We start from the raw sequence: 22624 nt of genomic DNA on the forward strand, positions 1-22624 counted from the left end.
CAAAATGTTCGTGTCAACTGTCTTGGAGTATCCAGCATGAAAATCGGTGTGAGCGGCGCTAGCGGCCAGTTGGGCAAAGTGGTGATTGCCGAACTGGCGTCCCGTGCGGGCGAAGCGTCCATAGTCGGCATTTCACGTACGCCGGATGCTGTACCCTCCCCTGCCGAGCCGCGCAGCGGCGACCAGGACGCCCCCCAGAGCCTTGTCAGCGCCTATGCCGGGCTTGACCGCCTCATCCTCATTCCTGGGCCTGACCTGATGCCGGGCGTGCGGGCGCGTCAGATCGTTGCAGCCATCGATGCCGCCATCGCGGCTGATGTCGGTCACATATTCCTGCTGTCTGCCGCAGGCACGCGCGAGAAATCCGAACCTGCGATCGGCGCGGCATATTGGATCGCCGAGCAGCATTTGATCCGGCAGGCCAGGAACAAATGGACGATCCTGCGGATGAATTTCTTTTCGGAGACGCTGGTCGAGGAAGCCCGGATGGGCCTGGGCATGGGAATGCTGGCGGGACTGGCGGAAAATCGCGTGTCTTATGTGTCTCGAAACGATGTCGGCGCAGCCATCGCCGGAGCGCTGACGAGTGAAGGGCATTCGGGCGCGATCTACAATCTTACCGGCCCTGTCGCGCTGACCGGTGCGGAACGTGTGGAAATTCTCGCTGCCGCAGCCGGCAAGCCTCTGGCCTTCATGGCGATGCCGGAGGATATGCTTCGCGGTGGCATGGAGAGCGCCGGTGTCCCCGGCTTCATTATCGATGCCGTGGTCAGCATGCAGCACAGCTTTGTCGATGGCGCCTATGACATCGTAACTGGCGATATCGAAAAACTGTCGGGCAAATCTCCCACGCCTTTAGCCGCGGCCATCGCTGGCGCTTTCTGATCCCCCAACAGGAGACCTTATGCAAATCCCCACCATATCGCCGCCACAACCCGCGCCGGCGAATGACAGTCCCGTAGATGGCCTTGACGGTTTTCGCCATTATTTTGCGGACGTGAACGGTACGCGCATACATTATGTGTCGGGAGGCGCTGGTCCTGCCGTCGTGCTCGTACATGGATGGCCCTACACCTGGGCGCTGTGGCGCCAACTCATGCCTTTGATCGCCGATGCGGGCTTTACCGTTATCGCCCCCGATCTGCGCGGACTGGGCTATTCCGCTCATGCTGAAGACGGCTTCTCAAAAGTCAGTGTTGCGGAAGATATCCGCGCGATCGTCCAGTCTTTGGGCTTTGCCACGATCAACCTTGTCGGCACGGATATCGGCACGATGGTCGCTTATGCCTATGCATCCCGGCATCCCGAAGAAATCGACCATCTTGTTCTGGCCGAATCCCTGATACCGGGCTTTGGTCTGGAAGAACTGATGAATCCCGCCACCGGCGGCTATTGGCATTTCGGTTTCCATGCCCAGGCGGACCTTGCCGCTTTTCTGACGGAAGGGAAGGAAAGCGGCTATCTTTTGCCGACAATGTCGATGATGTCCGCATCGCCGGACGCGGCCGAAACTGCGATGAGTTTGTTCCTCCCTCACTATGTCGCGCCGGGCGGCATGCGCCAAGGGTTCAAACATTATGCAACGATGGTCTCCGATGGGCAGGAGAACCGCGCCGCATTCACTGCCAAACTCGCCATGCCCGTTCTTGTGCTGAGCGGAGAACGCGGCATTCCTCAGGCCCAGACCTTGGCCTGCGTCGAAAAAGTTGCGGCCAACATACAGACCGACATCGTACCGGCGTCAGGGCACACCTTCTCCCTCGACAATCCAGTCTGGGTTGCGGATCGCCTGAACCGCTTCTTCAAGGATTAAACGGCTGGCTGTCAAAAATAGCAGGCATGCGCGCGCTGAAACCCTTGGCGGGAATGCGCCGCATGCCTCGGCCAGCGCGGCATCTGATCATGCCGCCTCCGCCCAGACGGGGCTTTGATCCAGATAGGCATATTGTTCGCAGATCTTGTCGCCACGGATGCGGATCACATCGCAGCATGGCACCATCACCCATTTCCCGTCGGAACGCTCATAATCGACATTGGCTTCTACAAAGACCATGTCGCCCGCTTCAGTGACCCGCCAGATATTATGCTTCAGCCTGCCGATCATGGACCAGAACAACAGCACCTGTTCGCGCGCATCGGCCTTGCCGATCACCGGCGGCCGGCCGCCAAAGACAAATTTATGATCGTCGGTCAGCATGTTGAGGAAACCGTCAATGTCCTTCCGGTCTACCGCCCGGAAACGCTCAAGCACCCAATGATCCTGCATGACCCTCTCCCTTTTTGTGGTTCCCGTTTAACGCAACGCCTCAAATGGTTCTGTACCGCATGTCTGCCTATACCATTGGTTCAGTTCGCCGCAGGTGCCGAGCCAAACCTGCTCATGCCCAACGACATGCTCCAGCGCGCGGCGCAAATGACGCGCCCTGAACGCATGTCCTGAAATAAAGGGGTGAAGGGAGATGGGCATGACACGAGGGATGTCCGCACCTTCCCGGTAAAGTTCATCGAACTGATCGATGATGACATCGGCGAAGTCGCTCGCAGTCAGCCCCTTGCCGAGAACACCCGGCACATCATTCAACTCCAACGTGTAAGGCATGGACAAAAGGCTGCCCTGCCGGACCCGCATGGCGAACGGCTGATCGTCGCAGGCATAATCGCACACATATTCTATTCCCGCCTCGGCCAAAAAGTCCGGCGTCGACCATGTTTCGGAGAGATGAGAGCTTAGCCAGCCCTTCGGCCGTATACCCGTAGCCTTCTCAATGGCGGCGACAGAGCTTTCAATGACAGCGCGGGCTTCATCTTCCCCCATGGCTCCCAGGATATTCGCGGCCGTATGCCCCTGCGCGATCCACTCCCACCCCAGCGCCTGTCCCGCCCGGACAAGTTCCGGATATTCGCGGCAGACATCGGCATGAAGGTTGACGCTCGCCCGCAAACCCAGAGAAGTCAGCAGGTCCATCAGCCGCCAGATACCGACCCGATTCCCATAATCCCGCCATCCATAGTTCAGGATATCGGGCACCAGATGCTGCGTGCCGGGATAGACCGCATGGGCAGGCGCTGGCACGTCTATCGGGAAATGTTCGATATTGAGGTAGATGACCGTCGCCACCCGCGCCCCGCCCGGCAAGGCAAAGCGCCGGTCGCGGGTGATCGGGCAATAAGGATAGCGGGGCGTCTGGGTCAGGCCCCCAACTTCCGCCATCACCGTCATAACGCGCCCAGCAAAGCCTTGGCGGCGTTGAAATTCTCCTCGCAGAAAATCTGCTGCATGGTTTTCATCAGTTCAGGCTCATGCACATCCAGCAGGGAGTCATTGCCCGACACCCATTGGAAATCATGCTTCACGCGATTGATAAGCCAGCCGTCCCCGGACCGTTCGAGCCAGAAATCATACCAGCCATATTGCGTATTGTCCGATGATCCCCGGTCCGTACCCTTCCAGTGGCGGGCGGTCATGTAGACAAGCGCATGCGCCTTGTCGCCATCCACCGTGATGTCCCAATTGGTATAGACATGATGACGGCGTACCGGCGTCAATATCTGCTCGGCGAATTTGGTCCACAGGTCGGCTTCAACGCTAACCTCGTCCATCCCGGTCAGCCTTTTGAAATCGATATTGACCGGGTTCGTGAAGCAGGACCGGTATGCCGGCCAATTGCCGGTATCGAGCGCGCGGCCGAAGCGAAGGAGGACCTTCGCGACCTGCTTGTCCTCCCACAGTTCGAGCAGTTTTTCCTCATTGGTCACTCGAACTCTCCTTCTTGTCATTTTGTCACAGGCTAGGCGTCAGAATGTATCTGCCGGAACCCGGTCACCAGGCGCGCACGCCGCCATCGACCGCTATGTCCGCTCCAGTCACATAGGAGGCATCATCGCTGGCGAGGAACGCCACCACGCTGGCGACCTCCTCCGGCTGACCCATGCGGTTCATCATCGCCCGGCCAAGCTGAACCTTGCACCATTCCGGGTCCTCCAGAATGAAGCGGGTCTGGTTGGTTTCGATCGTGCCGGGTGAAACCGAATTTGCGCGGATGCCGTGCTTGCGGCCCTCCATCGCGAGTTGACGCGTCATGGACAGCACGCCGCCCTTCGCTGCGGCATGGGCAAGGCCGGGCAATAATTCGATTCCCGCCCAGGCCGACAGAGAGGCCGTGTTGACGATCGCGCCCTGGCTCTTGATGAGTTCGGGCCACGCCGCCCTGGTCAGTAGAAAGACGAGATCAAGTTCCTCGTTGATCGTCTTGTTCCAGGTGATGTCGTCCATCTCCTCGATCCAGGCGAAATAGGCCATCGCACCATTGTTAAAGAGCACGTCGATACCGCCGAACCGCTCCACTGCAGCAGCAACCAGCCGCTCGCATTCGCTCTTGCTGGTCAGGTTGCATGGGTGGACGGACATGATTGAGCCGCCCGCTTCCTCGACCAGGCGCACCGTTTCCTCCGCCCCGGCCGCGACGACATCACAGCCGACGACATTCGCGCCCTCGGCGGCGAGGCGCAGCGCGGCTGCGCGGCCGATGCTTCCTCCTGAGCCAGTGACGACGCAGGTCTTTCCTTCAAACCGCCGCATACGGATAGTCTCTCCTGCTATGTCTTGTTTTTTAGAGTTCGCCGTCCTGCACCATCTGGCGCACCCGCTTCAGGGTAGCCTCCACAGCGCCGACATAGGCACCGCGCATGCTGTCCCCCTTCTCTTTTTCCGCAGCGCTATTTTCTTCGATACCGGGGAATTTGATGCCGAAGGTGAAGGTCAGTAGCAGGCCCTGCTCTGACTCGCTCAGCGTGTTGTCGATCCAACCTGTGCCATCCAGCCGTTCGAACTGGACTTTCACAGGTTCGAACAGCGTCAGGAATTCCTTGCTCTGCCCGCCCATGAAGGTGATTTCGCGCAGGATCGTATTGTCCTTGCGTTCCAGCACGTCGCATTGAGTCATGCCGTTGACGAACGGCACGGCATTCTCACACTTCATTTCCAGCCCGCGCCAGACCTGGGCCTGAGTGACCTTGGGTTCGATGCCCTCAGGATTTACGGGAATGGTATAGGACAGGGTATACATGTGCGTGACTCCGTTCAGATGGATAGATAGCCGCCGTCGACAGCAATGGCCGCGCCCGTGACGAAGGAGGCATGGTCGGACAACAGCCAGGCCACGGACTCGCCGATCTCGCCCGGTTCGCCGAACCGTCCCATGGAGTGCCTCAGCCGCAAGCGGTCAAATGTGGCGGACAATTGTGGATCCTCGCTCAGGCGCTGGATCATCGGCGTCCGGGTAATGCCTGGCAAGACAGCATTCACGCGCACGCCCTGCGTGCCATAATCGGCCCCCGCCGCACGGGTCAGGCCCAGGACGCCATGCTTCGCCGCACAATAGTCCGACGCCCCGGCCAGTCCCACCTGCGCCAGAGATGAGGCGGTATTGACGATGGAGCCGCCGCCCTGCTTCAACATTGCCCGCGCCTGATATTTCAGGCTTACGAATATCGCCGTCAGATTGACGCGGATGACGCGATCCCATGCTTCCATGCTGATCTCGTCCAGCGGCAGATTGCTCTGTTCGACCGCGGCATTATTGAACGCGCCGTCAATGCGTCCGAACTGCTTGACCGTGGCGTCAACCAGTCCCGCGATCTCCTGTTCGGAGGAAAGGTCGGCGGGCACGAAATAGGCTTCGCCGCCCTGGGCCTTGACCGCGGCGCAAGCGGCCTCGCCCCCTTCCCTGTTCACATCAGTCAGTATCAATCGCGCGCCGTGCCCCGCCAGCACCAGGGCGGAGGCGGACCCTATCCCGCCACCCGCGCCTGTCACCAATATCGCCTTGTCCTTCAGCATTGCACTCACATTTGTCTCCGCATTTAGAAATTGAAGGTTCCACGGACACCATAGGTGCGCGGCGCCTCCAGATAGGCGGTTGCAGGGCCGGGAATGCCTGCCGCAGCGGTCGCCGCGATAACCGCTTCATTGGTGATGTTCTTGATCCACGCGCCAAAGCTCCACCCGCCATTGTCGGCATAATAGGTGATGTTGGCGTTGGCCTTCACATAGGCTTTCTGGCGAACGCCGGGCGTGTGCACGAAGTCGGACCAGAAGGAGCTTTCATAACGGGCGTCGCCTTGAGCGCGCAGATAGCCGCTGCCGAAATGGAAGTCGTGATAATAGCCGCCGCTGATCGTCCAGTCCGCAGCATAGGGCGTGCTGAAACCGTTATAATTGTCACCGGCGGGCGTGATGAAGTCCTTGTTGCGCGCCTTGATGTAGCTGACGTTCAACTTGAGCTGGTCGTCTCGCGTCGGCTGGAACACTATGTCCAGTTCATTACCCGGAATGGTGACCTTGGCGGCGTTAAAGATCTGGTTATACGCCTTGCTCGCGTCATATTGCTGCATGAACAGATCTTTGTAGGTGTAGAAGAACACCTCATTGTTGATCTGCAACTTGTTGTCGAAGAAGCGCGCCTTGAAACCGCCGCTAATGGCATCCAGCGTAGCCGTCTTAACCGCATTGGTTTGCGTTGGCGTAGCGAAGGTTTCGTTATAGGTGCCTGGCTGATAACCGGTCTGATAGGTCGCATAGAGCATGATCTGCGGCGCCACGTCGAATTCGACGCCCACCTTATAGTCGAACCGCTTGTAGGTATTGCGGAAGGCGTAAGGCGTAACCTGATCCTCCAGCGAGATGCCGTTCGCCCGGCGCCGGTCGGTGCCAAGGCGGCCGCCGATGGTCACGCGCAGCGGATCGGAAATGCTATATGTGCCCTGGCCGAAGATAGCGGCGCCCTCCAGCTTGTTGGAAAGCACGTTGGATGAGAAGAATTCGAGCGGCGTATTGATCAGCACCCTGCCCTGTCCACGCCCGGTCACGCGATAGCCGTAGAGACCGAGCAACCAGTCCAGCTTCCCGCTATTCCCGCTCAGGCGCAGTTCCTGCGTAATCTCCTTGTACCGGTCCAACTTGTAGGCGGGAATGACGCCCAGCCAATAAGGCTCTACCTCCGAATGCAGGAAGAAATAGCCGGGAATATAGGTCAGCTTCACATCGTCGCTCAGGTTGAAGTTGACCTCTGCGCCCGTCACCCAGTTGCGATAATTTTGCTCCGACCGGGTCGGCTGGCCGAACGGCGCGGTTCCTGCCAGCGCGCCCGGACGCAGATCGTCCCAAGGGCGATCGCGCAGGAAAGCGTTCTCGCTGAAGGTGAAGGTATTCGGGTCCAGCCCCTTGTTCACAAGGTTCGGGGTCGATCCATATTTGTGCGCGGTATAACCCCACCAATAGATCGAAACGTCGGAGTTCGGCTCATAGAGCAGGCCGATCCTGGCCGATATCGTATCCTTGGAATCCGACCCGGTTTCCATGTAGCCCTTGTGATAGATGTAATCGACGGCAAGGCGGATCGCGAGCGTATCCGTGAGCGGCGCGTTGCCGACCACTGTGCCGTGGAGAAGGCTGTAATTGCCCGCCTCCAGAACGCCGGAAATTTCTGTCTTATGCTTCGGACGGGCAAAGCTGACATTGACCGTGCCGCCAATCGCGCTTCGGCCGTAAAGTGTACCCTGCGGCCCCGGAAGCGCTTCAATACGCTCCAGATCGTAAAGCGGCGCGCTGGTGCCCTCACGCGGGATGTAAATGCCGTTGAAGTTGAATGAGACTGACTGCTCGATGCTTGCAAAGTCCAGGTTCGAACCGATGCCGCGCAGGAAGACCTGCGTCGTGTTGCCTTCCGGCTGGAACCGCGCTGCTGGAACGAGCGCCTGCACCGAACGAAGGTCGGTGACGCCCGCCTGCGTCAGGACTTCCGGCGAGAGCGCCGTGACCGCCGCCGGGGTCTTTTGAAGATTTTCGCTGCGCTTCTGCGCGGTCACAACGATGTCCTCAATGCCGCCGCTGCTCTGCGCGCCTTCTTCGCCGGCCTGCGCAAACGCAGTCCCCGGCGTAACGATTGCGGCCAGACTCGCGCCCGCCAACCACAGCTTTCGAGTGCCCTTCATGTTCATCTTCGCCCTCCGGTAAGTTATATTTCGTTGACAGATCCACTCTCTGCATCCGGTTCATGCGATGGATCATCGAGAAAAGTGTATCCTCTTTTGATTCACATCCGTCAAGATGGGACTTATACCTCCAATTAATTTCCTGACATAAGGAGCCATCGGCGCGGCAAAGTGCGTTCAGAAGGGAGAGGTAGTCGGAACGCCGAGCCTGTCCTGACCGACCAGACTGTATATGGTTTGCACATCCAGCGTCGCGTGGCGGGCAGCAGCGTTTATATCCCGCCAGTATCGCTGGATTGGCGCATCCAGACTCGCAGCAGATGCCCCCGCACCCTCAAACAGCAGGTTGACCGCACGAACCGACTGCGCCGCGGCAAAGCCGATATCGCGGCGGATGCGAATCCGTTCCGTGACGGTCAGCGGCTGCCCCTCCATCACCTTTTTCTCCACCGGGGCGAGATCGGCCAACAAAAGACAAAGAGCGGAATCTATCGCCGCCGAGGCCTCACCGATTCGCGTCTGGGTGAACGGACTTTGGGCAGCCGTTCCTGCGCCACCCGGCTTCAGGCTGGTTTTCACCTTTTTCTGCATGGTGTCGGAAAACCAGTCCAAAGCGCCCTGGGCCATGCCCAGCAGCGGAGCCACAAGACCAAGCGCGCCAAAGGTCGTGAAGGCGAACATCGACATGTCCAGCCCGGCCTCCTTTGGCCCCGGCGTTGTCCCGCGCATGACATCCGAAAATCTGATGATCCTGTGATCGGGCACGAATAGCGGGTCGTTGGCGAACAGGGTCTTGCTGCCAGTGCCCTGCATGCCGCTCACCCGCCAGCTATCATGATCAATGCCCAGTTCGGCGCGCGGGATCATGAACCACCCCACATCCGCTGGCTTCCCGTCCGCATCGGGCAGCGCCGCACCAACGAACATCCATGCGGCGTGATCGCAATTGCTACCGAACGGCCACCGTCCGCTGACATGATATCCGCCAGGCGCCGGTGAACAGTTACCAGTCGGAACGAAGGTTCCAATCACCAGATCGTCGCTGCTCTCCGCCCAGATTTCCTGCTGCGCCTCGATCGGCCAGTAGGACGTCATCCACGCATTCACATTGCCTATCATGACGCACCAGGCGGTGCTTCCACATGCGCGGCCAAGCTCAAAGCCAACCTGCAACATGACCGAAGGCGGCAACCCGTATCCGCCAAACCGGCGAGGCTGGCAGATCCGGTATAGTCCTGCTCTAACCAGTTCGGCGGTGACCTCCCTGGACACGCACTGGTCCCGCTCCGTCTGCGCAGCGCGGTCGAACAGCATGGGGCGCAGAGCAGCGGCCCGCTCGATCAGTTCATCCACATCAGGCGCAGGCTCCATACTCCGCCAGTCATCGGCCTGCGGTGGATTGGTCATCCGGTTCATGTCCTCATCCCTTATGATTGTGATTGGATCGAAGGGTAAAGACGCCGCCTGTCGTTGAAAAATGCCCGGACCAAATGATGCTATCGGCTTTTCCGATAATTGGGTACACTTCTGAAACAACACGGCCGACAGGAGAGGTCATGGCTGAGCTGGATTTGAATCTGCTACCCGCCCTCGACGCCCTGTTGCACAGTCGGAATGTGACGGTGGCGGCGAGGCAGATTGGCGTATCCCAGCCGACGATGAGCGGCATGCTGGGCCGCCTTCGCGATCAGTTGCACGATCCCTTGCTGGTAAGAGTGGGAAAGTCGATGCAGTTGACGCAGCGCGCCGGCGCGCTTCTGCCAGAGGTGCGTCAGATGCTGCTGGCGGCGGAAAAGCTGACCCTCGATCCCGGTCCGTTTGAGCCTGAAAATCTGGAACGCCGATTCACAATGATGACGTCGGAATTTGGACTGTTCATCATTTTCCCGCAGGTCATGGACCAGATGATGGCGACGGCAAAAGGCGTGCAGTTTGACATCAGCGCCATCGATCAGCCTGTCGAGAGCGTATATAGCGGCAAGGTTGACCTGTGCGTGACCGGCGATCTCATCGACGATATTGGCGGAGAAGCGGCGCGATCAGTGCGCACAAAGACGCTGATGACCGACCGGTTCGTCGCCATCGTGGACAATGGCCATCCGTTGACAGGCCGGATCGGCCTCGACGAACTTCTCGCATATCCACATGTCGCCACCCAGTTTCTGGGCAGCAAACGGGCCGTCGAGGATGTCGGCAGCCGGAACCTGTCCAACCGGCATCCGCCGCGCGTGCGCGTGCCGAGCTTCCTGTCGATCGCGCCCATGGTGGCAGGCACCCATTCGATCGGCATCGTCCCAGCCCGCCTGGCTCCGCGGCTATGCTGCGATGCCGACGTCCGCCCCCTCATCCTGTCCGACGAGTTTGCGGAGATCGCCATAAAGATGCTGTGGCACATCCGTGACGATCATGATGCCGCGCATGCCTGGCTCAGAGGCATGATGGTCGCCAGATGCCAGGAGCTTGTCAGGGAAACAGCAATCTCCGCAGACGCGCACTGAATGGCCGGACGCATCCGCCTAGCTTGACAAACATACCCTCATCAGGAATCTGTATCCACAATTGGAAGCGCAACATCCTGCCGCGATGAAGCGCCTGCAATGCGCCATGAGCTTTGTCCATTCGCCAGAACCATAATCGGGCATGCGCAATCTCAAAGGCCATGGATGGATTGAGAGGGAACCATCGATCGGGTCGGCCGGAGCCGGCATTTCAACAGCATCGCGAACAGCTTTGCACCAACCACAACACCATCAGCATGACGGAGACTGGGCATGATCAGCTTCTATTATTGCATCGGTCCCAATCCGATGAAGGTCGCGCTTTTCCTTGAAGAATCCGGGGTGCCTTACGACGCGATCCCGGTGGACATATTGAAAGGCGAGCAGCTCAGCCCCGAATTTCTGCGCCTTAATCCGAATGGGAAACTGCCTGTTGTGGTGGATGAAGGCGTCACCATTTTCGACAGCAACGCCATCTTGCTTTATCTCGCCGAAAAATACGGGAAGTTCCTTCCGGGGGAATCCTTTGCTGCGCGCGGCACGCTTCTGTCCTGGCTGATGTTCGTGGCAACCGGACTTGGCCCCTATAGCGGGCAGGCCGTGCATTTTCAGCATTATGCGCCGGAACCGAAAAGTTACGGAGTCCAACGCTATGTGTTTGAAGCGCGCCGCCATTACGGGGTGCTCAACAATCATCTCGCAGATCGGGAATGGATGGTTGGTGACACCTATACCATAGTCGATATGGCGGTCTGGGGCTGGTGCGCCAATATCGACCGGGTGCTGGGCGTCGAAGCCCGGCAGGATTTCCCCCATCTGATGCGGCTGGTCGACAGGATCGGACAACGCCCCGCGGCCTTGGCCGTGCATGGCCTGCGCGAACGCCATGCATTTAAAATGCAGTTTGACGAGCAGGCGCGTGCGAACATGTTCCAGCACCTTCCCGCATGATCGCAGCTATCTAAAATTCCATAACTGCATCCACTATATTGCGCGATGCCACGAATTGGCTATTGAGGATGCACGACTCCGCATCTGAGCAGTCACGGAGAGGAAAAAGGGATGCCGCTAATTTCGGTGCAGATGATCCGTGGGCGCACGGCTGAACAAAAGAGGGCCTTCATGAAGGAACTCGCAGAAGCGGCCATTCGGACGCTGGGCGTTCCAGAGCAGTCCGTTCGCGTGATCGTTACGGAAATTGAGCCGGAACACTGGGGAATCGGCCTAACCACAAAAGCGGAAAGAGACGGGGGAAGCGCATGACGGACCAGTATCGCCTGGCGGTTGTCCAGATTGAAGGACAGAGCGCGCCCGTGGTGGAACATGCCGGCCATATGCTGCCCCTAGCGGATATTCTGCCGGGCGGCGAAGGCAAGGCGCTGGGCGACCTCCTGCCGCTATTGCAGAAATGGGGTGAGTCCGAGCGGATTATCTCCGCATATGTGGATGCAAATTTGTCGCGATTTTCCTCCGAGGGATTGTCTGCAGGCTCCGTCCGGTTCTTGTCCCCGATACAGGCCCCCGGAAAGATTGTGTGCATCGGCTCCAATTTTCACGATCATATCGCCGAAATGCCGATCCCGATGGTTCCGACTTATCCCTACAGCTTTCTGAAACCGGCGAACAACACGATCCGCGCTTCGGGCGAGCCCGTCGCCGTGCCACGCCGCTCCAGCATGATGGATTGGGAAGCCGAACTGGCTGTCGTCATCGGCAAGGAATGCGCGGATGTGCCAGCATCCGGCGCCCTTGATGTGATTGCCGGCTACGCGAATTTTAACGACCTGTCCGCCCGCGACTGGCTGGACAAGCGGCCGCCGGTTGGCGTCGATTGGGTGCAGCATAAGGCGTTCGACGGCTTTGCGCCCTTCGGGCCCTATATCGTCCCAGCACGTTTCGTTCCCGATCCGCAGGACTTGCAGATGCGGCTTAGCGTCAATGGCGTGACGAAACAGGATTCCAACACGCGGGAAATGGTTTTCGGCGTGGCCGCCATCATTGAGCATATCAGCTCGATCATGACCCTATATCCAGGCGACATCATCGCGACCGGCACGCCGGCGGGAACCGGACATGGCCGAGGCGAATATCTGAAATCCGGAGATACGATCGTCATGCAGGTTGGCCCACTGGGCGAGTTGGTCACGCCTATCGCTTAATATGGGCGCACTCCGCGCATTACCGCAGGCGGAATGGCGGTCAGCACCAGACGCGCAGACCTGAAATAAAAGCGGCGATTTCCTCCCCAGGCAAAACCAAGCCGCCGGCCTATCCGCATGTGAATACAATTTTGCGCCGCCCCCGCATGTCTGAATATTTCCGGCATCGCGGGGCTGGGGCAGGAATGGCCGATCCTCTTTGGGAATCCGGCGGCTGGCGGCGCGCGCCCTTCCCGTCCTCCGTGCCTATTGATTAAACTGCATCCGATGTTATCGGTCCTCTATGGCTTCTCTTGCGGACGTACTGAAACCTATCGATCGCAGCGATGGACGGCGCACGGCCGTTGAGGTCTATGAAACCCTGCAGCAATCCATTCTCAGCGGCCAACTGAAACCCGGCACGATCGTCTCGCAAGTCGAACTCGCAAAGACCCTGAATGTCAGCCGCACGCCCGTTCGGGAAGCGATGCGCATGCTGCAGGAGGGCGGCCTGCTCGTCGGTGAACCAAATTACCGCAGCCGCGTCGTCGGCTTCGATCCCGTCGATATCGAAGCGCTCTATATCAAGCGGCTCGCACTGGAATCGCTGGGCGTGGCCATCACCACAAAACGGATGACGCCTGCGCTGCTCGACGAATTGCGCGAGGTTATTCTCGCGCTTGAGAGCGAGGATGCGCACGACGTCTTTGAACAGTGGCAGAAACTGCATCGCAGGCTCCACCGGTTGATCGTTGCCGAGGCGGGCGAAGTTCTGGCGAATGAGCTTGAACAACTGGAATTGCGTAGCGAGCGATATCAATCCGCTTACAAGGGCGCTCATCTTGTCGGATGGTGGCAGCGCGGCGAAGCGGAACATCGGGAAATGTTCCAGGCCATGTCCAACGGTAACGCATCGCTGGCCGCCGAACTGGCGGCGCGCCATCTCGCGCGAACCGCCCTGGAATTGCTGGCCGCCCTTGCGCCGGAATATGACACGTCGCGCCTCAGGAGCTGCCTCAGCTTCTCCATCGCCGGCGCAAACGCCGCCTGATCCACATCACTGTGAAAAAAAAGGCCGGCGGTGATGCAGCACCGCCGGCCGTAGAGCGCCCTGTAACGCATCAGCATCGGCAAACCGGGCTGACACAGGGAGAGACACCAGAGATTCTGCGCCACCTCTGATTGCTGCATGATATTCTGGATACAGTTTGTGTCCACACCTTTTGTGCAGCCTCTCCCAAAATTATCGGAAATTTCCAGGTGGTGGTGGCTAGGCGTATCAATTAATCGCCATTTTCATGCGATTTCCATCATATGCACCCCCGGCGCATGGGCCAGAAAACACTATGCCCGCAATCTTCGTGGTATCAGGGTTGCATCCATATTCTTTAGGACGTATACATCCATAAACGACTCAAGATGGAGAGGTGAATGATCGCGCACGCAAGCCAGACCGCTCTTGCCAGCACGGCGGCGGAACGGCCGAAACGGATTCTGCGCAACTTCATCGGTGGCAAATTTATCGATGGCGGCACACCGTTCGATATCTTCGATCCAGCGACGGGGTCCGTTCACGCCACGGCCTATGAGGCCGATCGCGCCATCGTCGATGAAGCCGTTCGCGCCGCCCGGAAAGCGGTTGAGGGCGAATGGGGCAATATGACGCTGGCCAAGCGCCGCGCATTGCTGACGCGGGTCGCGGACCGCATCGAGGAGCGCTTCGACGAATTTCTGGAAGCTGAGATCGCCGACACGGGCAAGCCCCATGATCTGGCCCACCATCTCGATATTCCGCGAGGCGCGGCAAATTTCCGGGTTTTTGCGGACGCGATTGCCAACCTGTCCACCGAAACCTTTGAAATGGATACGCCCGATGGCGGCAAGGCTCTCAACTATGCAGTGCGCAAGCCGCTGGGCGTGGTTGGCGTCATCAGCCCCTGGAATCTGCCGCTGCTGCTCATGACGTGGAAGGTCGCCCCTGCCCTCGCCTGCGGCAATGCGGTGATCGTGAAGCCCTCTGAGGAAACGCCATCGACCACAACCCTGCTGGGGGAGGTCATGGCGGAAGTCGGCATGCCGGACGGCGTGTTCAACGTGATCCACGGCTTCGGCCCGGATTCCGCGGGCGAATTTCTAACGAGCCATCCCGGCGTGCGCGCGATCACCTTCACCGGCGAAACGCGCACCGGATCGGCGATCATGAAGGCCGCCGCTCCCACGGTGAAAGCGCTCTCCTTTGAACTTGGCGGCAAAAATGCCGCCATCGTCTTTGCGGACGCCGATATGGATGCGGCCGTTGCCGGACTTGCGCGTGCGGCCTTTCTCAATACCGGCCAGGTATGCCTCGCGCCTGAACGCATTTATGTGGAGCGTCCCGTGCTCGACCGCTTCGTCGCGGGGATGAAGGAGAAAGCCGAAGCATTGCTGCCGGGGTTGCCGAACGACCCCGGCGTCACTCTCGGCCCGGTGATCTCGGAAGAACATCGGGGCAAAGTTCTGGGTTATTATCAGCTCGCCGTGGAGGAAGGCGCCACGGTCATCACGGGCGGCGGCATCCCCGATTTGGCGGGCGATGCGGCGGGCGGCTATTTTGTCCAACCAACCATTTGGACCGGCCTTCCCCATGAGGCCCGGGTATGCCGCGAGGAAATCTTCGGCCCCGCATGCGCGATCATTCCTTTCGACACGGAGGAGGAAGCGGTTCGCATGGCCAATGACAGCGAATATGGCCTGGCATCCTCCATCTGGACCACAAATCTTTCGCGCGCGCATCGCGTGGGCAAGGCGATGGAGGTCGGCATATCCTGGGTAAATTGCTGGTTCCTGCGCGATCTGCGCACGCCCTTTGGCGGCGCCAAAATGTCGGGCGTAGGCCGCGAGGGCGGAGAGCATTCCATCAATTTCTACTCCGAGCCGACGAACATCTGCATCAAATTATGATCGAAGGAGCGGGCATGCCGATGCCCGATAGTCCAATGCGCTGCATCAACTTGACCAGGGATATGTAAAATGGGTGCCGACCTTCATGACATCCGCTATGTGCGGATCGGTTGCGACGATCTGGATACCAGCGTCCGCTTCGCCACCGATATCCTTGGTCTTGAACTTATGGAGCGGGATGGCAATCGCGCCTATCTGCGCGGCGACGATCGAGACCATAATATCTGCTATACGCAAGGGCGTGAGAGCGGCCAGGTCACTGGCTGGGAAGTGGCAAGCTTGGACGCGCTTGATGAGGCGGCAAAGGCGTTCGAGGCGTCGGGCGTCACAGTCCGGGCAGGCACGAGCGAGGAGCGCGAACTTCGCCGCGTGCGCGGTCTGATCGTCGTTTCCGATCCCACGGGAAATATCATCGAACTGGTCGCACGGCCGGACGCTTGCGGCAGACGCTATTTCCCAACGCGCGACGCGGGCATTTTGAATTTCAGCCATGTTGGCCTGCACACCCGTAACCCCAGCGCGGATGAAGCGTTCTGGGTCCGCAATCTGGGTGGGAAAGTCAGCGACTGGATCGGCGACGCGGCATTGATCCGCATCAACGACGTGCATCACAATGTCGCCCTGTTTCCCTCAACCCGCGCAGGCATCCAGCATGTGAATTTCCAGGTGGAGTCGATCGACGACATCATGCGGTCTTTCTACCATCTGCAGAAGAATAATGTGCGGATCGTGTTCGGCCCTGGCCGTCACCCCACATCCGGCGCCCGCTTCCTCTATTTTCAGGGACCGGACGATATCGTCTACGAATATTCTACGGGCGTCCGCCTGATCACGGCCGAGGACGAAAAGACCTATGTCCCCCGGCAGTTCCCCAAGGCGGAATCCAGTTTCTGCATGTGGGGATCGGTGCCGGACATCCCGGAATTCAGGGTGCCCCAGCCAAATGGCTCGGCGGTCGCCCGTGCAGCCTGAACCGTCATGCACGGTAAGGATGGCCGCGCGCGCAATGGGCAGGCATGGGCTTGCCCACGCCTATGGCCATGTGAGCGCGCGGTTGAACGCCGAAAGCTTTCTCGTATCTCCCGCGCAACCGTTGGGGACTGTCGGCCTGGACGAACCCGGCGTTCAGGTGCCACTCGACGGAGACCTGCCGCCCGGCGCCTTGCCGGAGGTTCGCATCCATCGCGAAATCTATCGGCGGCGGCCCTCCGTTGGCGGCATCTGCCGGGTGCAGTCTCCTGCGGTAATGGCGCTGTCCGCCCTTGGTGAAACGCCCCGCGCGCTGCACGGCCTGGGAACCTATTTCGCGCCTGCTCCGCCTTTGTGGCCTGGCGTCGCCTTGGTGCGGGACGACGCGCAGGCGGTTGCCGTGGCCGAGATGATGGGTGACGCCGCAGCGATCGTCCTGTCGGGGAATGGCGCGGTCATCGCGGGCGAGACGCTGGAGGAAGCGGCGAGCCTTGCCTTCTTCCTGGAGGATGCGGCCAAGATCGAACTGGCCCTGCTGCCCGCCCGCGCCGCTGGGCGGACCCCGCGTGAATATACCGCCGATGAGGTCGCGAAGCGCGCCGTCAGGGCGGGCGCTCTTTTCGAGCGCATGTGGCAATTTCTTTGTTTCGGAGATCCCGAATGGCAAGCGTAATGACTGCGCCCGCGCTGGGCAGCGATATGGTGGAACAGAAAGCCGCTTCCTTGCGCGGCGCATATGACACTCTGGTTCCGGTGGAGCCGATCCGCATCGATTTGCCAGACGCTTCGGTTGAGGACGCCTACGCCATTCAGGAGGCCAATACCGCCCACTGGCTGAAACAGGGGCGCGTGCTGGTCGGCGCGAAGATCGGTCTCACCGCAAAGACCGTGCAGAAGCAGTTGGGCGTGGACCAACCCGACTTCGGCGCGCTGTTTGCGGACATGGCGATCGCGGACGGCGATGACGTCGCTCCCGGACGCCTGCTGCAACCGAAGGTCGAGGCGGAAATCGCCTTCGTTCTTCGCCGGACGCCTAATGCGAAGGCGTTGACCACGGCCGAGCTGATCAACAGCGTCGACTATGCCCTGCCCGCCATCGAGATTGTCGACAGCCGCATCGCGGATTGGAACATCCGCATTGTCGACACGATCGCCGATAATGCGTCCTCTGGTCTGTTCGTGCTGGGCACGACGCCGGTCAAGCTTGATGCGCTGGACCTGCGTCTGTGCGGCATGGTGCTGGAGAAGAATGGCGAACAGGTATCCTTCGGCGCTGGTGCCGCATGCCTGGGCAATCCGCTGCATGCGCTGGGCTGGCTCGCCGCCAAGATGGCTGACGTGGGGCGGCCGCTCAAGGAGGGCGACATCGTCCTTGCCGGGGCGCTGGGCCCGATGGTCGCCGTCAAACCAGGGGATAAGGTTGAAGCCCGGATCGAAGGATTGGGCAGCGTTCGCGTAGGTTTTGGAAAGGAATGATGACGATGAGGACCAAGGTGGCTATCATCGGATCGGGCAATATCGGCACGGACCTGATGATCAAGATCATGCGGCTGTCCGACGTGCTGGAAATGGGAGCGTTCGTCGGCATCGACCCGGAATCCGATGGGTTGAAGCGTGCGGCGCGCATGGGCGTTCCCATCACTGCCGGCGGGCTGGATGGACTGATGGCCATGCCCGAATTTGCCGATATCGGCATCGTGTTCGATGCCACATCCGCAGGCGCGCACGCCCGGCATAGCGAAGCGCTGATCGCGCATGGCAAGCGGGTGATCGACCTTACGCCCGCCGCGATCGGCCCCTATACGATCCCGCCCGTCAATGGCGACGCCAATCTGGATGCGCCCAATGTGAACATGGTGACATGCGGCGGACAGGCGACAATCCCCATCGTCGCCGCCGTGAATCGCGTGGCGAAGGTGCGTTATGGCGAGATCGTTGCATCGATCGCGTCGAAATCGGCCGGTCCGGGCACCCGCGCCAATATCGATGAGTTTACTGAGACTACAAGCCAGGCGATCGTCGATGTCGGCGGCGCGGCGCGCGGCAAGGCCATCATCATATTGAACCCCGCGGAACCGCCCCTGATCATGCGCGACACCGTATATTGCCTCACCGACGACGCAGATCAGGAGGCTATCGCCGCGTCCGTCGAGCAGATGGTGAAGGAAGTGCAGAGCTATGTGCCGGGTTACCGCCTGAAACAGGCGGTGCAGTTCGAACATATCGGCTCCAACAAGCCGCTCCGCATCCCGGAAATGGATGGCGAATTTACCGGCCTCAAGGTCTCGGTGTTCCTGGAGGTGGAAGGCGCCGCCCACTATTTGCCCGCCTATGCCGGCAACCTCGACATCATGACTTCCGCGGCGCTCAAGACCGCGGAAAAGATCGCCCTGCGCGACCGTGAGCAGATCGCCGCTTAAGGCGCTATTGACCCCTTTTATCAGGACCGGACCATGGCCTTCGATCCCACAACACAAAAGCTTTACATTCAGGACGTGACGCTGCGCGACGGCATGCACGCCATTCGGCATCAATATGGCCTGGGCCATGTGCAGGCCATTGCCCGCGCGCTCGACCGCGCCAAGGTCGACGCCATAGAGGTCGCGCATGGCGACGGCCTTCAGGGGTCGAGCTTCAACTACGGCTTCGGCGCTCATACCGACTGGGACTGGATCGGCGCGGTTGCCGAGGTGCTGGAGCATTCCATCCTCACCACCCTGCTGCTGCCCGGCATCGGCACCGTACATGACCTGAAGCATGCCTATGAAATGGGCGTCCGGTCCGTGCGGATCGCGACCCATTGCACTGAAGCCGATGTGTCGAAACAGCATATCGAGGCCGCCCGCAATCTGGGCATGGACGTGTCCGGATTCCTGATGATGAGCCATATGAGCGAACCGGACGCGCTGGCGAGCCAAGCCAAGCTGATGGAAAGCTATGGCGCGCATTGCGTCTATGTGACTGACAGCGGCGGCGCATTGACGATGGACGGCTATGCCGCACGGTGCCAGGCCTATGACCGGGTGCTGAAGCCGGAGACGCAGCGCGGCGTCCACGCCCATCATAATCTGTCGCTCGGCGTCGCCAATTCCATCGTCGCTGTCCAGAATGGCATAGTCCGGGTCGACGCCAGTCTGGCGGGCATGGGCGCGGGCGCGGGCAATGCGCCGCTGGAAGTCTTTATCGCCGCCGCCGATACCTATGGCTGGAATCATGGCTGCGATCTCTATGCGCTGATGGACGCGGCCGAGGATCTGGTTCGGCCGCTGCAGGACCGCCCGGTGCGGGTAGACCGCGAGACGCTGACGCTCGGTTATGCGGGCGTCTATTCCTCCTTCCTGCGCCACGCCGAAAAGGCGGCGGCGGATCATGGCCTCGACACGCGGGCCATCCTTGTGGAGCTGGGCCGTCGCAAGATGGTCGGCGGACAGGAGGATATGATCGTCGACGTCGCGCTCGATATGTTGAAACAAAAGGAGCAGGCCGATGCCTGAGATCATGGACATCGCCACGCGGCTCGATGACGCCGCGCGCAACGCGACCGCCACCCCGCAGTTGGAAGACCCTCTGACGCTGGACGACGCTTACCGGGTTCAGGCGGCATCGCTGGGCCGCCGGTATCAGCGCGGCGAAAATCGCGTTGGCATAAAGATGGGTTTCACCAGCCGCGCCAAAATGGCCCAGATGGGCATCGATGAAATGATCTGGGGCCGCCTGACGGATCAGATGCTGGTCGAGGATGGCGGCAGCATCGATTTTTCCGCCTATGTGCACCCGCGCGTCGAACCGGAAATCGCCTTCGTCCTGAAGGCGCCCCTTGCCGGCAAGGTGACGCCGGCCGGAGCGCTGGCGGCGGTCGGCGGCATCGCCCCCGCACTGGAAATCATCGATTCCCGTTACAAGGATTTCAAATTCTCGCTGACCGATGTGGTTGCCGACAACAGTTCGTCATCCAGCTTCGTCGTCGGTCCATGGACCGACCCCGCGGCCGACATCTCCAATCTGGGAATGATATTGGAAATTGATGGGCAGCCGGTACAGATAGGATCGTCCGCAGCCATTCTGGGTCACCCGCTCCGCTCGCTCGTGGCGGCCGCGCGTCTGGCGGACAGCGCCGGCGAACCTTTGAAGGCGGGGGATATCGTCATGGCCGGGGGCGCCACCGCCGCCGAACATCTCGCGCCGGGACAGCATGTTCGCCTCCTTGTGCAGAAGCTTGGACGGGTGGAGTTTTCCGTGAGGGCGTGATTTCCTTCGTCCGATGCTGCATAGGGGCGGCGGTCGGACAAGGGAAAGAAAGCCGAAGACGTGAAGGATCACAATCTGCCCGCGAAATTGCGTCACTTCGACCTTATGTCCGCGCCGGGTCATTTGCTGCGCCGGAATCACCAGCGGTCATTCGATATCTTCACTCGCCTTGTCGGCGACGTCCTGACGCGGCAGCAATTCGCACTGATGCTGGCGCTGGGCCAGCGGCCGGGAGCGTCCCAGCGCGATCTTGTAGAGGCGACAGGCATCGACAAGAGCACCTTGAAGGAGATGCTTGGCCGCATGGTCGCGCGCGGCTGGGTGGAACGCGAACGGGACAAGGCCGACAGCCGGGCGTGGACCATGCACCTGACGGCCATGGGCACCGAGCTGCTGCTGGAAAATCTGCCCAAGGTGCAGGCCGCCCAGCGTGAAATACTTGCGCCATTGTCAGAGGAAGACCGCGCCACCTTCATGCGTTGCCTGCGCAAACTGATCGATCACGATATCGCGCCCGATGACCGGTAAGCGTCCCTAAAGGCCATCCGGCATCGCCTCGCAAAAGAAGCGATGCCGGTTCTTATCCCGATGATCAGTGCTACGCCTCCCGCGGCGCGAACGACACATGCAATTCTGGAATGAAGGAATAATCCCCGCCCCCGAACTGATAGACGGGAGCGCCGCTCTCGATCCGCATATCCGGTATCATCCTCAGCAATTCTTCCAGCATCACGCACAGCTCCATTCTGGCGAGGGGCGCGCCAGGGCAGATATGGATGCCGAAGCCGAAGCTGAAATGGCGGCTGGCCGGGCGATCGATCGAAAATTCGGCCGGGCGCTCGAATATCTGCGGATCGCGGTTGGCGGCCGCCCAGCCCATATACACGTCCTTGCCCGCCGGTATTTCCACGCCCTGCACGTCCACCGCCTTCGTCGTGCGCCGGAAAAAGCCGAAGAAAGGCGGCCTCAGCCGAAGCGCTTCCTCCACCGCCACCGGAATCTTGCCGGGGTCGCGGATCAAAAGGTCGCGGACATCCGGCCGGGAAAACACCTCATAGATCAGGCTGGCCATGGCGGATGTCGTGCTGTGATGCCCCGCCCCCAGGAAAGCGGAGAGGAGGACAACATAGTCATTGTCGTCCAGCGACCTGCCCTCAACCTCCACATCGGCAAGGGAGGTCAAGAAGTCCTCCCGCGGCCGCGCGCGCCGTTCATGGACCTCCGTCACCGTAAGCGCGCCGAAAACGGCCTGTCGCTTGCCGAATTCCTCCGGATCACCCTGCGCCGCGAACATGGCGAGGGCGGCTTCCCGGATCGGTGGAACCTTGTCATCATCTATGCCGACAAGGTGGCAGATGGTCTCGGCCGGTACGGGTTCCGCCAGTTCCGCAACGATGTCGCATGATCCCTTGCCGATGAAGCTTGCGATATGCCGCCGGACGTCCTGCCGCACAAAAGGCTCCATCGCAGCGGGCGTGGCGGTCGTGACGGCTGCATTGAACAGGGCGCGCCAGGCGCTGTGCCGGGGCGGGTCCATCTCCAGCGCCGGAATCTGCTTTCGCGGCAACATGGGGCGCAGCACCTGCGGCTCCGAAGAAAATGTGCGGTAATCCGCCATCGCCTTGCGGACATCCTTATGGTCGAGCAGCATGTAGAAGCCGTCATGTTCGCTGCTATGGGCGACCGGACAGCGCGCCCGCGCGCTTTCGAACAGCTCCAGGCTTTCCGCCGGAGGGGTCGTATAGCAACTCCAGCCCTTCGTATCCCGCGCCAGGTCATGGCCCGGCGCAACCTTGTCCTCACTCATGAAGCTCTCCCGAATCCTCTCTGCAGCACCTC

24 protein-coding genes are annotated in these 22624 nt (G+C 60.3%); 15 read left to right on the plus strand and 9 right to left on the minus strand.

All coding sequences use genetic code 11. From position 1 onward, the window contains the following. Nucleotides 1-36 precede the first annotated feature (36 nt). Both KFK14_RS16420 and KFK14_RS16425 read left to right on the plus strand, forming a co-directional pair. Nucleotides 37-885, plus strand: a complete 849-nt coding sequence (locus KFK14_RS16420; RefSeq protein WP_212608402.1) for an NAD(P)H-binding protein — start codon at nt 37-39, stop codon at nt 883-885. A gap of 19 nt (nt 886-904) precedes the next feature. After that, nucleotides 905-1813: an alpha/beta fold hydrolase gene (locus KFK14_RS16425; protein WP_212608403.1), complete on the plus strand. Its 909-nt coding sequence runs from the start codon at nt 905-907 to the stop codon at nt 1811-1813. 87 nt (nt 1814-1900) lie between these two features. Here the strand turns inward: KFK14_RS16425 and KFK14_RS16430 are convergent, their stop codons facing one another. From KFK14_RS16430 to KFK14_RS16465, 8 genes are all read right to left on the minus strand, one after another. Beyond that, nucleotides 1901-2266 (minus strand): nuclear transport factor 2 family protein, encoded by a 366-nt coding sequence (locus KFK14_RS16430; protein ID WP_212608404.1) that lies wholly within the window; start codon nt 2264-2266, stop codon nt 1901-1903. Nucleotides 2267-2293: 27 nt separating this feature from the next. After that, complete coding sequence (locus KFK14_RS16435) at nt 2294-3211, minus strand: polysaccharide deacetylase family protein (protein ID WP_212608405.1); 918 nt, start codon at nt 3209-3211, stop codon at nt 2294-2296. 5 nt (nt 3212-3216) lie between these two features. Then, complete coding sequence (locus KFK14_RS16440; protein WP_212608406.1) at nt 3217-3756, minus strand: nuclear transport factor 2 family protein; 540 nt, start codon at nt 3754-3756, stop codon at nt 3217-3219. A 64-nt stretch (nt 3757-3820) separates the two neighbouring features. Next, nucleotides 3821-4579: an SDR family NAD(P)-dependent oxidoreductase gene (locus KFK14_RS16445; protein WP_070154151.1), complete on the minus strand. Its 759-nt coding sequence runs from the start codon at nt 4577-4579 to the stop codon at nt 3821-3823. 31 nt (nt 4580-4610) lie between these two features. After that, on the minus strand, nt 4611-5066 hold the full coding sequence (locus KFK14_RS16450; protein ID WP_212608407.1) for an SRPBCC family protein: 456 nt from the start codon (nt 5064-5066) through the stop codon (nt 4611-4613). Nucleotides 5067-5080: 14 nt separating this feature from the next. Next, nucleotides 5081-5839: an SDR family NAD(P)-dependent oxidoreductase gene (locus tag KFK14_RS16455; protein WP_246525056.1), complete on the minus strand. Its 759-nt coding sequence runs from the start codon at nt 5837-5839 to the stop codon at nt 5081-5083. A gap of 23 nt (nt 5840-5862) precedes the next feature. After that, a complete protein-coding gene (locus KFK14_RS16460) occupies nt 5863-7998 on the minus strand; it encodes a TonB-dependent receptor (protein WP_212608409.1) in 2136 nt (711 codons plus the stop codon). Between the two features lie 171 nt (nt 7999-8169). Then, a complete protein-coding gene (locus tag KFK14_RS16465; protein WP_212608410.1) occupies nt 8170-9399 on the minus strand; it encodes an acyl-CoA dehydrogenase family protein in 1230 nt (409 codons plus the stop codon). A gap of 149 nt (nt 9400-9548) precedes the next feature. Here KFK14_RS16465 and KFK14_RS16470 point away from each other — a divergent pair, with 149 nt between their 5' ends. The 13 genes from KFK14_RS16470 (at nt 9549) to KFK14_RS16530 (ending at nt 21313) form a co-directional block, all read left to right on the plus strand. Further along, nucleotides 9549-10490, plus strand: coding sequence for a LysR family transcriptional regulator (locus KFK14_RS16470; protein WP_212608411.1), 942 nt, complete (start codon nt 9549-9551; stop codon nt 10488-10490). A 273-nt stretch (nt 10491-10763) separates the two neighbouring features. Continuing rightward, nucleotides 10764-11441: a glutathione S-transferase family protein gene (locus tag KFK14_RS16475; protein WP_212608412.1), complete on the plus strand. Its 678-nt coding sequence runs from the start codon at nt 10764-10766 to the stop codon at nt 11439-11441. Between the two features lie 111 nt (nt 11442-11552). Then, nucleotides 11553-11753: a 2-hydroxymuconate tautomerase gene (locus KFK14_RS16480; RefSeq protein WP_070154166.1), complete on the plus strand. Its 201-nt coding sequence runs from the start codon at nt 11553-11555 to the stop codon at nt 11751-11753. Further along, the gene (locus tag KFK14_RS16485) at nt 11750-12649 is read left to right on the plus strand and encodes a fumarylacetoacetate hydrolase family protein (protein WP_212608413.1); all 900 of its coding nucleotides are present in this window, start codon (nt 11750-11752) and stop codon (nt 12647-12649) included. Before KFK14_RS16480 ends, KFK14_RS16485 begins: the two co-directional genes overlap by 4 nt. 283 nt (nt 12650-12932) lie before the next feature. Beyond that, nucleotides 12933-13679 carry a GntR family transcriptional regulator gene (locus tag KFK14_RS16490; protein ID WP_070154170.1) on the plus strand — a complete coding sequence of 249 codons (747 nt, stop codon included), beginning with the start codon at nt 12933-12935 and terminating at the stop codon, nt 13677-13679. Nucleotides 13680-14059: 380 nt separating this feature from the next. Next, a complete protein-coding gene (locus KFK14_RS16495) occupies nt 14060-15568 on the plus strand; it encodes a 2-hydroxymuconic semialdehyde dehydrogenase (RefSeq protein ID WP_212608414.1) in 1509 nt (502 codons plus the stop codon). A 69-nt stretch (nt 15569-15637) separates the two neighbouring features. After that, nucleotides 15638-16540, plus strand: coding sequence for a VOC family protein (locus KFK14_RS16500; RefSeq protein WP_212608415.1), 903 nt, complete (start codon nt 15638-15640; stop codon nt 16538-16540). A 19-nt stretch (nt 16541-16559) separates the two neighbouring features. Continuing rightward, entirely contained in the window at nt 16560-17210 is a 651-nt protein-coding gene (locus KFK14_RS16505; protein ID WP_343227762.1) for a class II aldolase/adducin family protein, read from the plus strand. Further along, a complete protein-coding gene (locus KFK14_RS16510; protein ID WP_246524674.1) occupies nt 17198-18013 on the plus strand; it encodes a 2-keto-4-pentenoate hydratase in 816 nt (271 codons plus the stop codon). Before KFK14_RS16505 ends, KFK14_RS16510 begins: the two co-directional genes overlap by 13 nt. Next, entirely contained in the window at nt 18013-18957 is a 945-nt protein-coding gene (locus KFK14_RS16515) for an acetaldehyde dehydrogenase (acetylating) (RefSeq protein WP_212611199.1), read from the plus strand. The genes KFK14_RS16510 and KFK14_RS16515 overlap by 1 nt, the downstream gene beginning before the upstream one ends. 33 nt (nt 18958-18990) lie before the next feature. Continuing rightward, nucleotides 18991-20031, plus strand: a complete 1041-nt coding sequence (dmpG, locus tag KFK14_RS16520; protein WP_070154181.1) for a 4-hydroxy-2-oxovalerate aldolase — start codon at nt 18991-18993, stop codon at nt 20029-20031. Beyond that, nucleotides 20024-20785 (plus strand): 2-keto-4-pentenoate hydratase, encoded by a 762-nt coding sequence (locus KFK14_RS16525; RefSeq protein WP_212608417.1) that lies wholly within the window; start codon nt 20024-20026, stop codon nt 20783-20785. The genes dmpG and KFK14_RS16525 overlap by 8 nt, the downstream gene beginning before the upstream one ends. Before the next feature lie 60 nt (nt 20786-20845). Then, nucleotides 20846-21313 (plus strand): MarR family winged helix-turn-helix transcriptional regulator, encoded by a 468-nt coding sequence (locus KFK14_RS16530; RefSeq protein ID WP_212608418.1) that lies wholly within the window; start codon nt 20846-20848, stop codon nt 21311-21313. A 70-nt stretch (nt 21314-21383) separates the two neighbouring features. Here KFK14_RS16530 and KFK14_RS16535 read toward each other — a convergent pair whose 3' ends face one another. Further along, the gene (locus tag KFK14_RS16535; RefSeq protein WP_212608419.1) at nt 21384-22592 is read right to left on the minus strand and encodes a cytochrome P450; all 1209 of its coding nucleotides are present in this window, start codon (nt 22590-22592) and stop codon (nt 21384-21386) included. Between the last annotated feature and the right edge of the window lie 32 nt (nt 22593-22624).

Source organism: Sphingobium phenoxybenzoativorans (genome assembly GCF_018286635.1).
In the GTDB taxonomy this organism is placed as follows: domain Bacteria; phylum Pseudomonadota; class Alphaproteobacteria; order Sphingomonadales; family Sphingomonadaceae; genus Sphingobium; species Sphingobium phenoxybenzoativorans.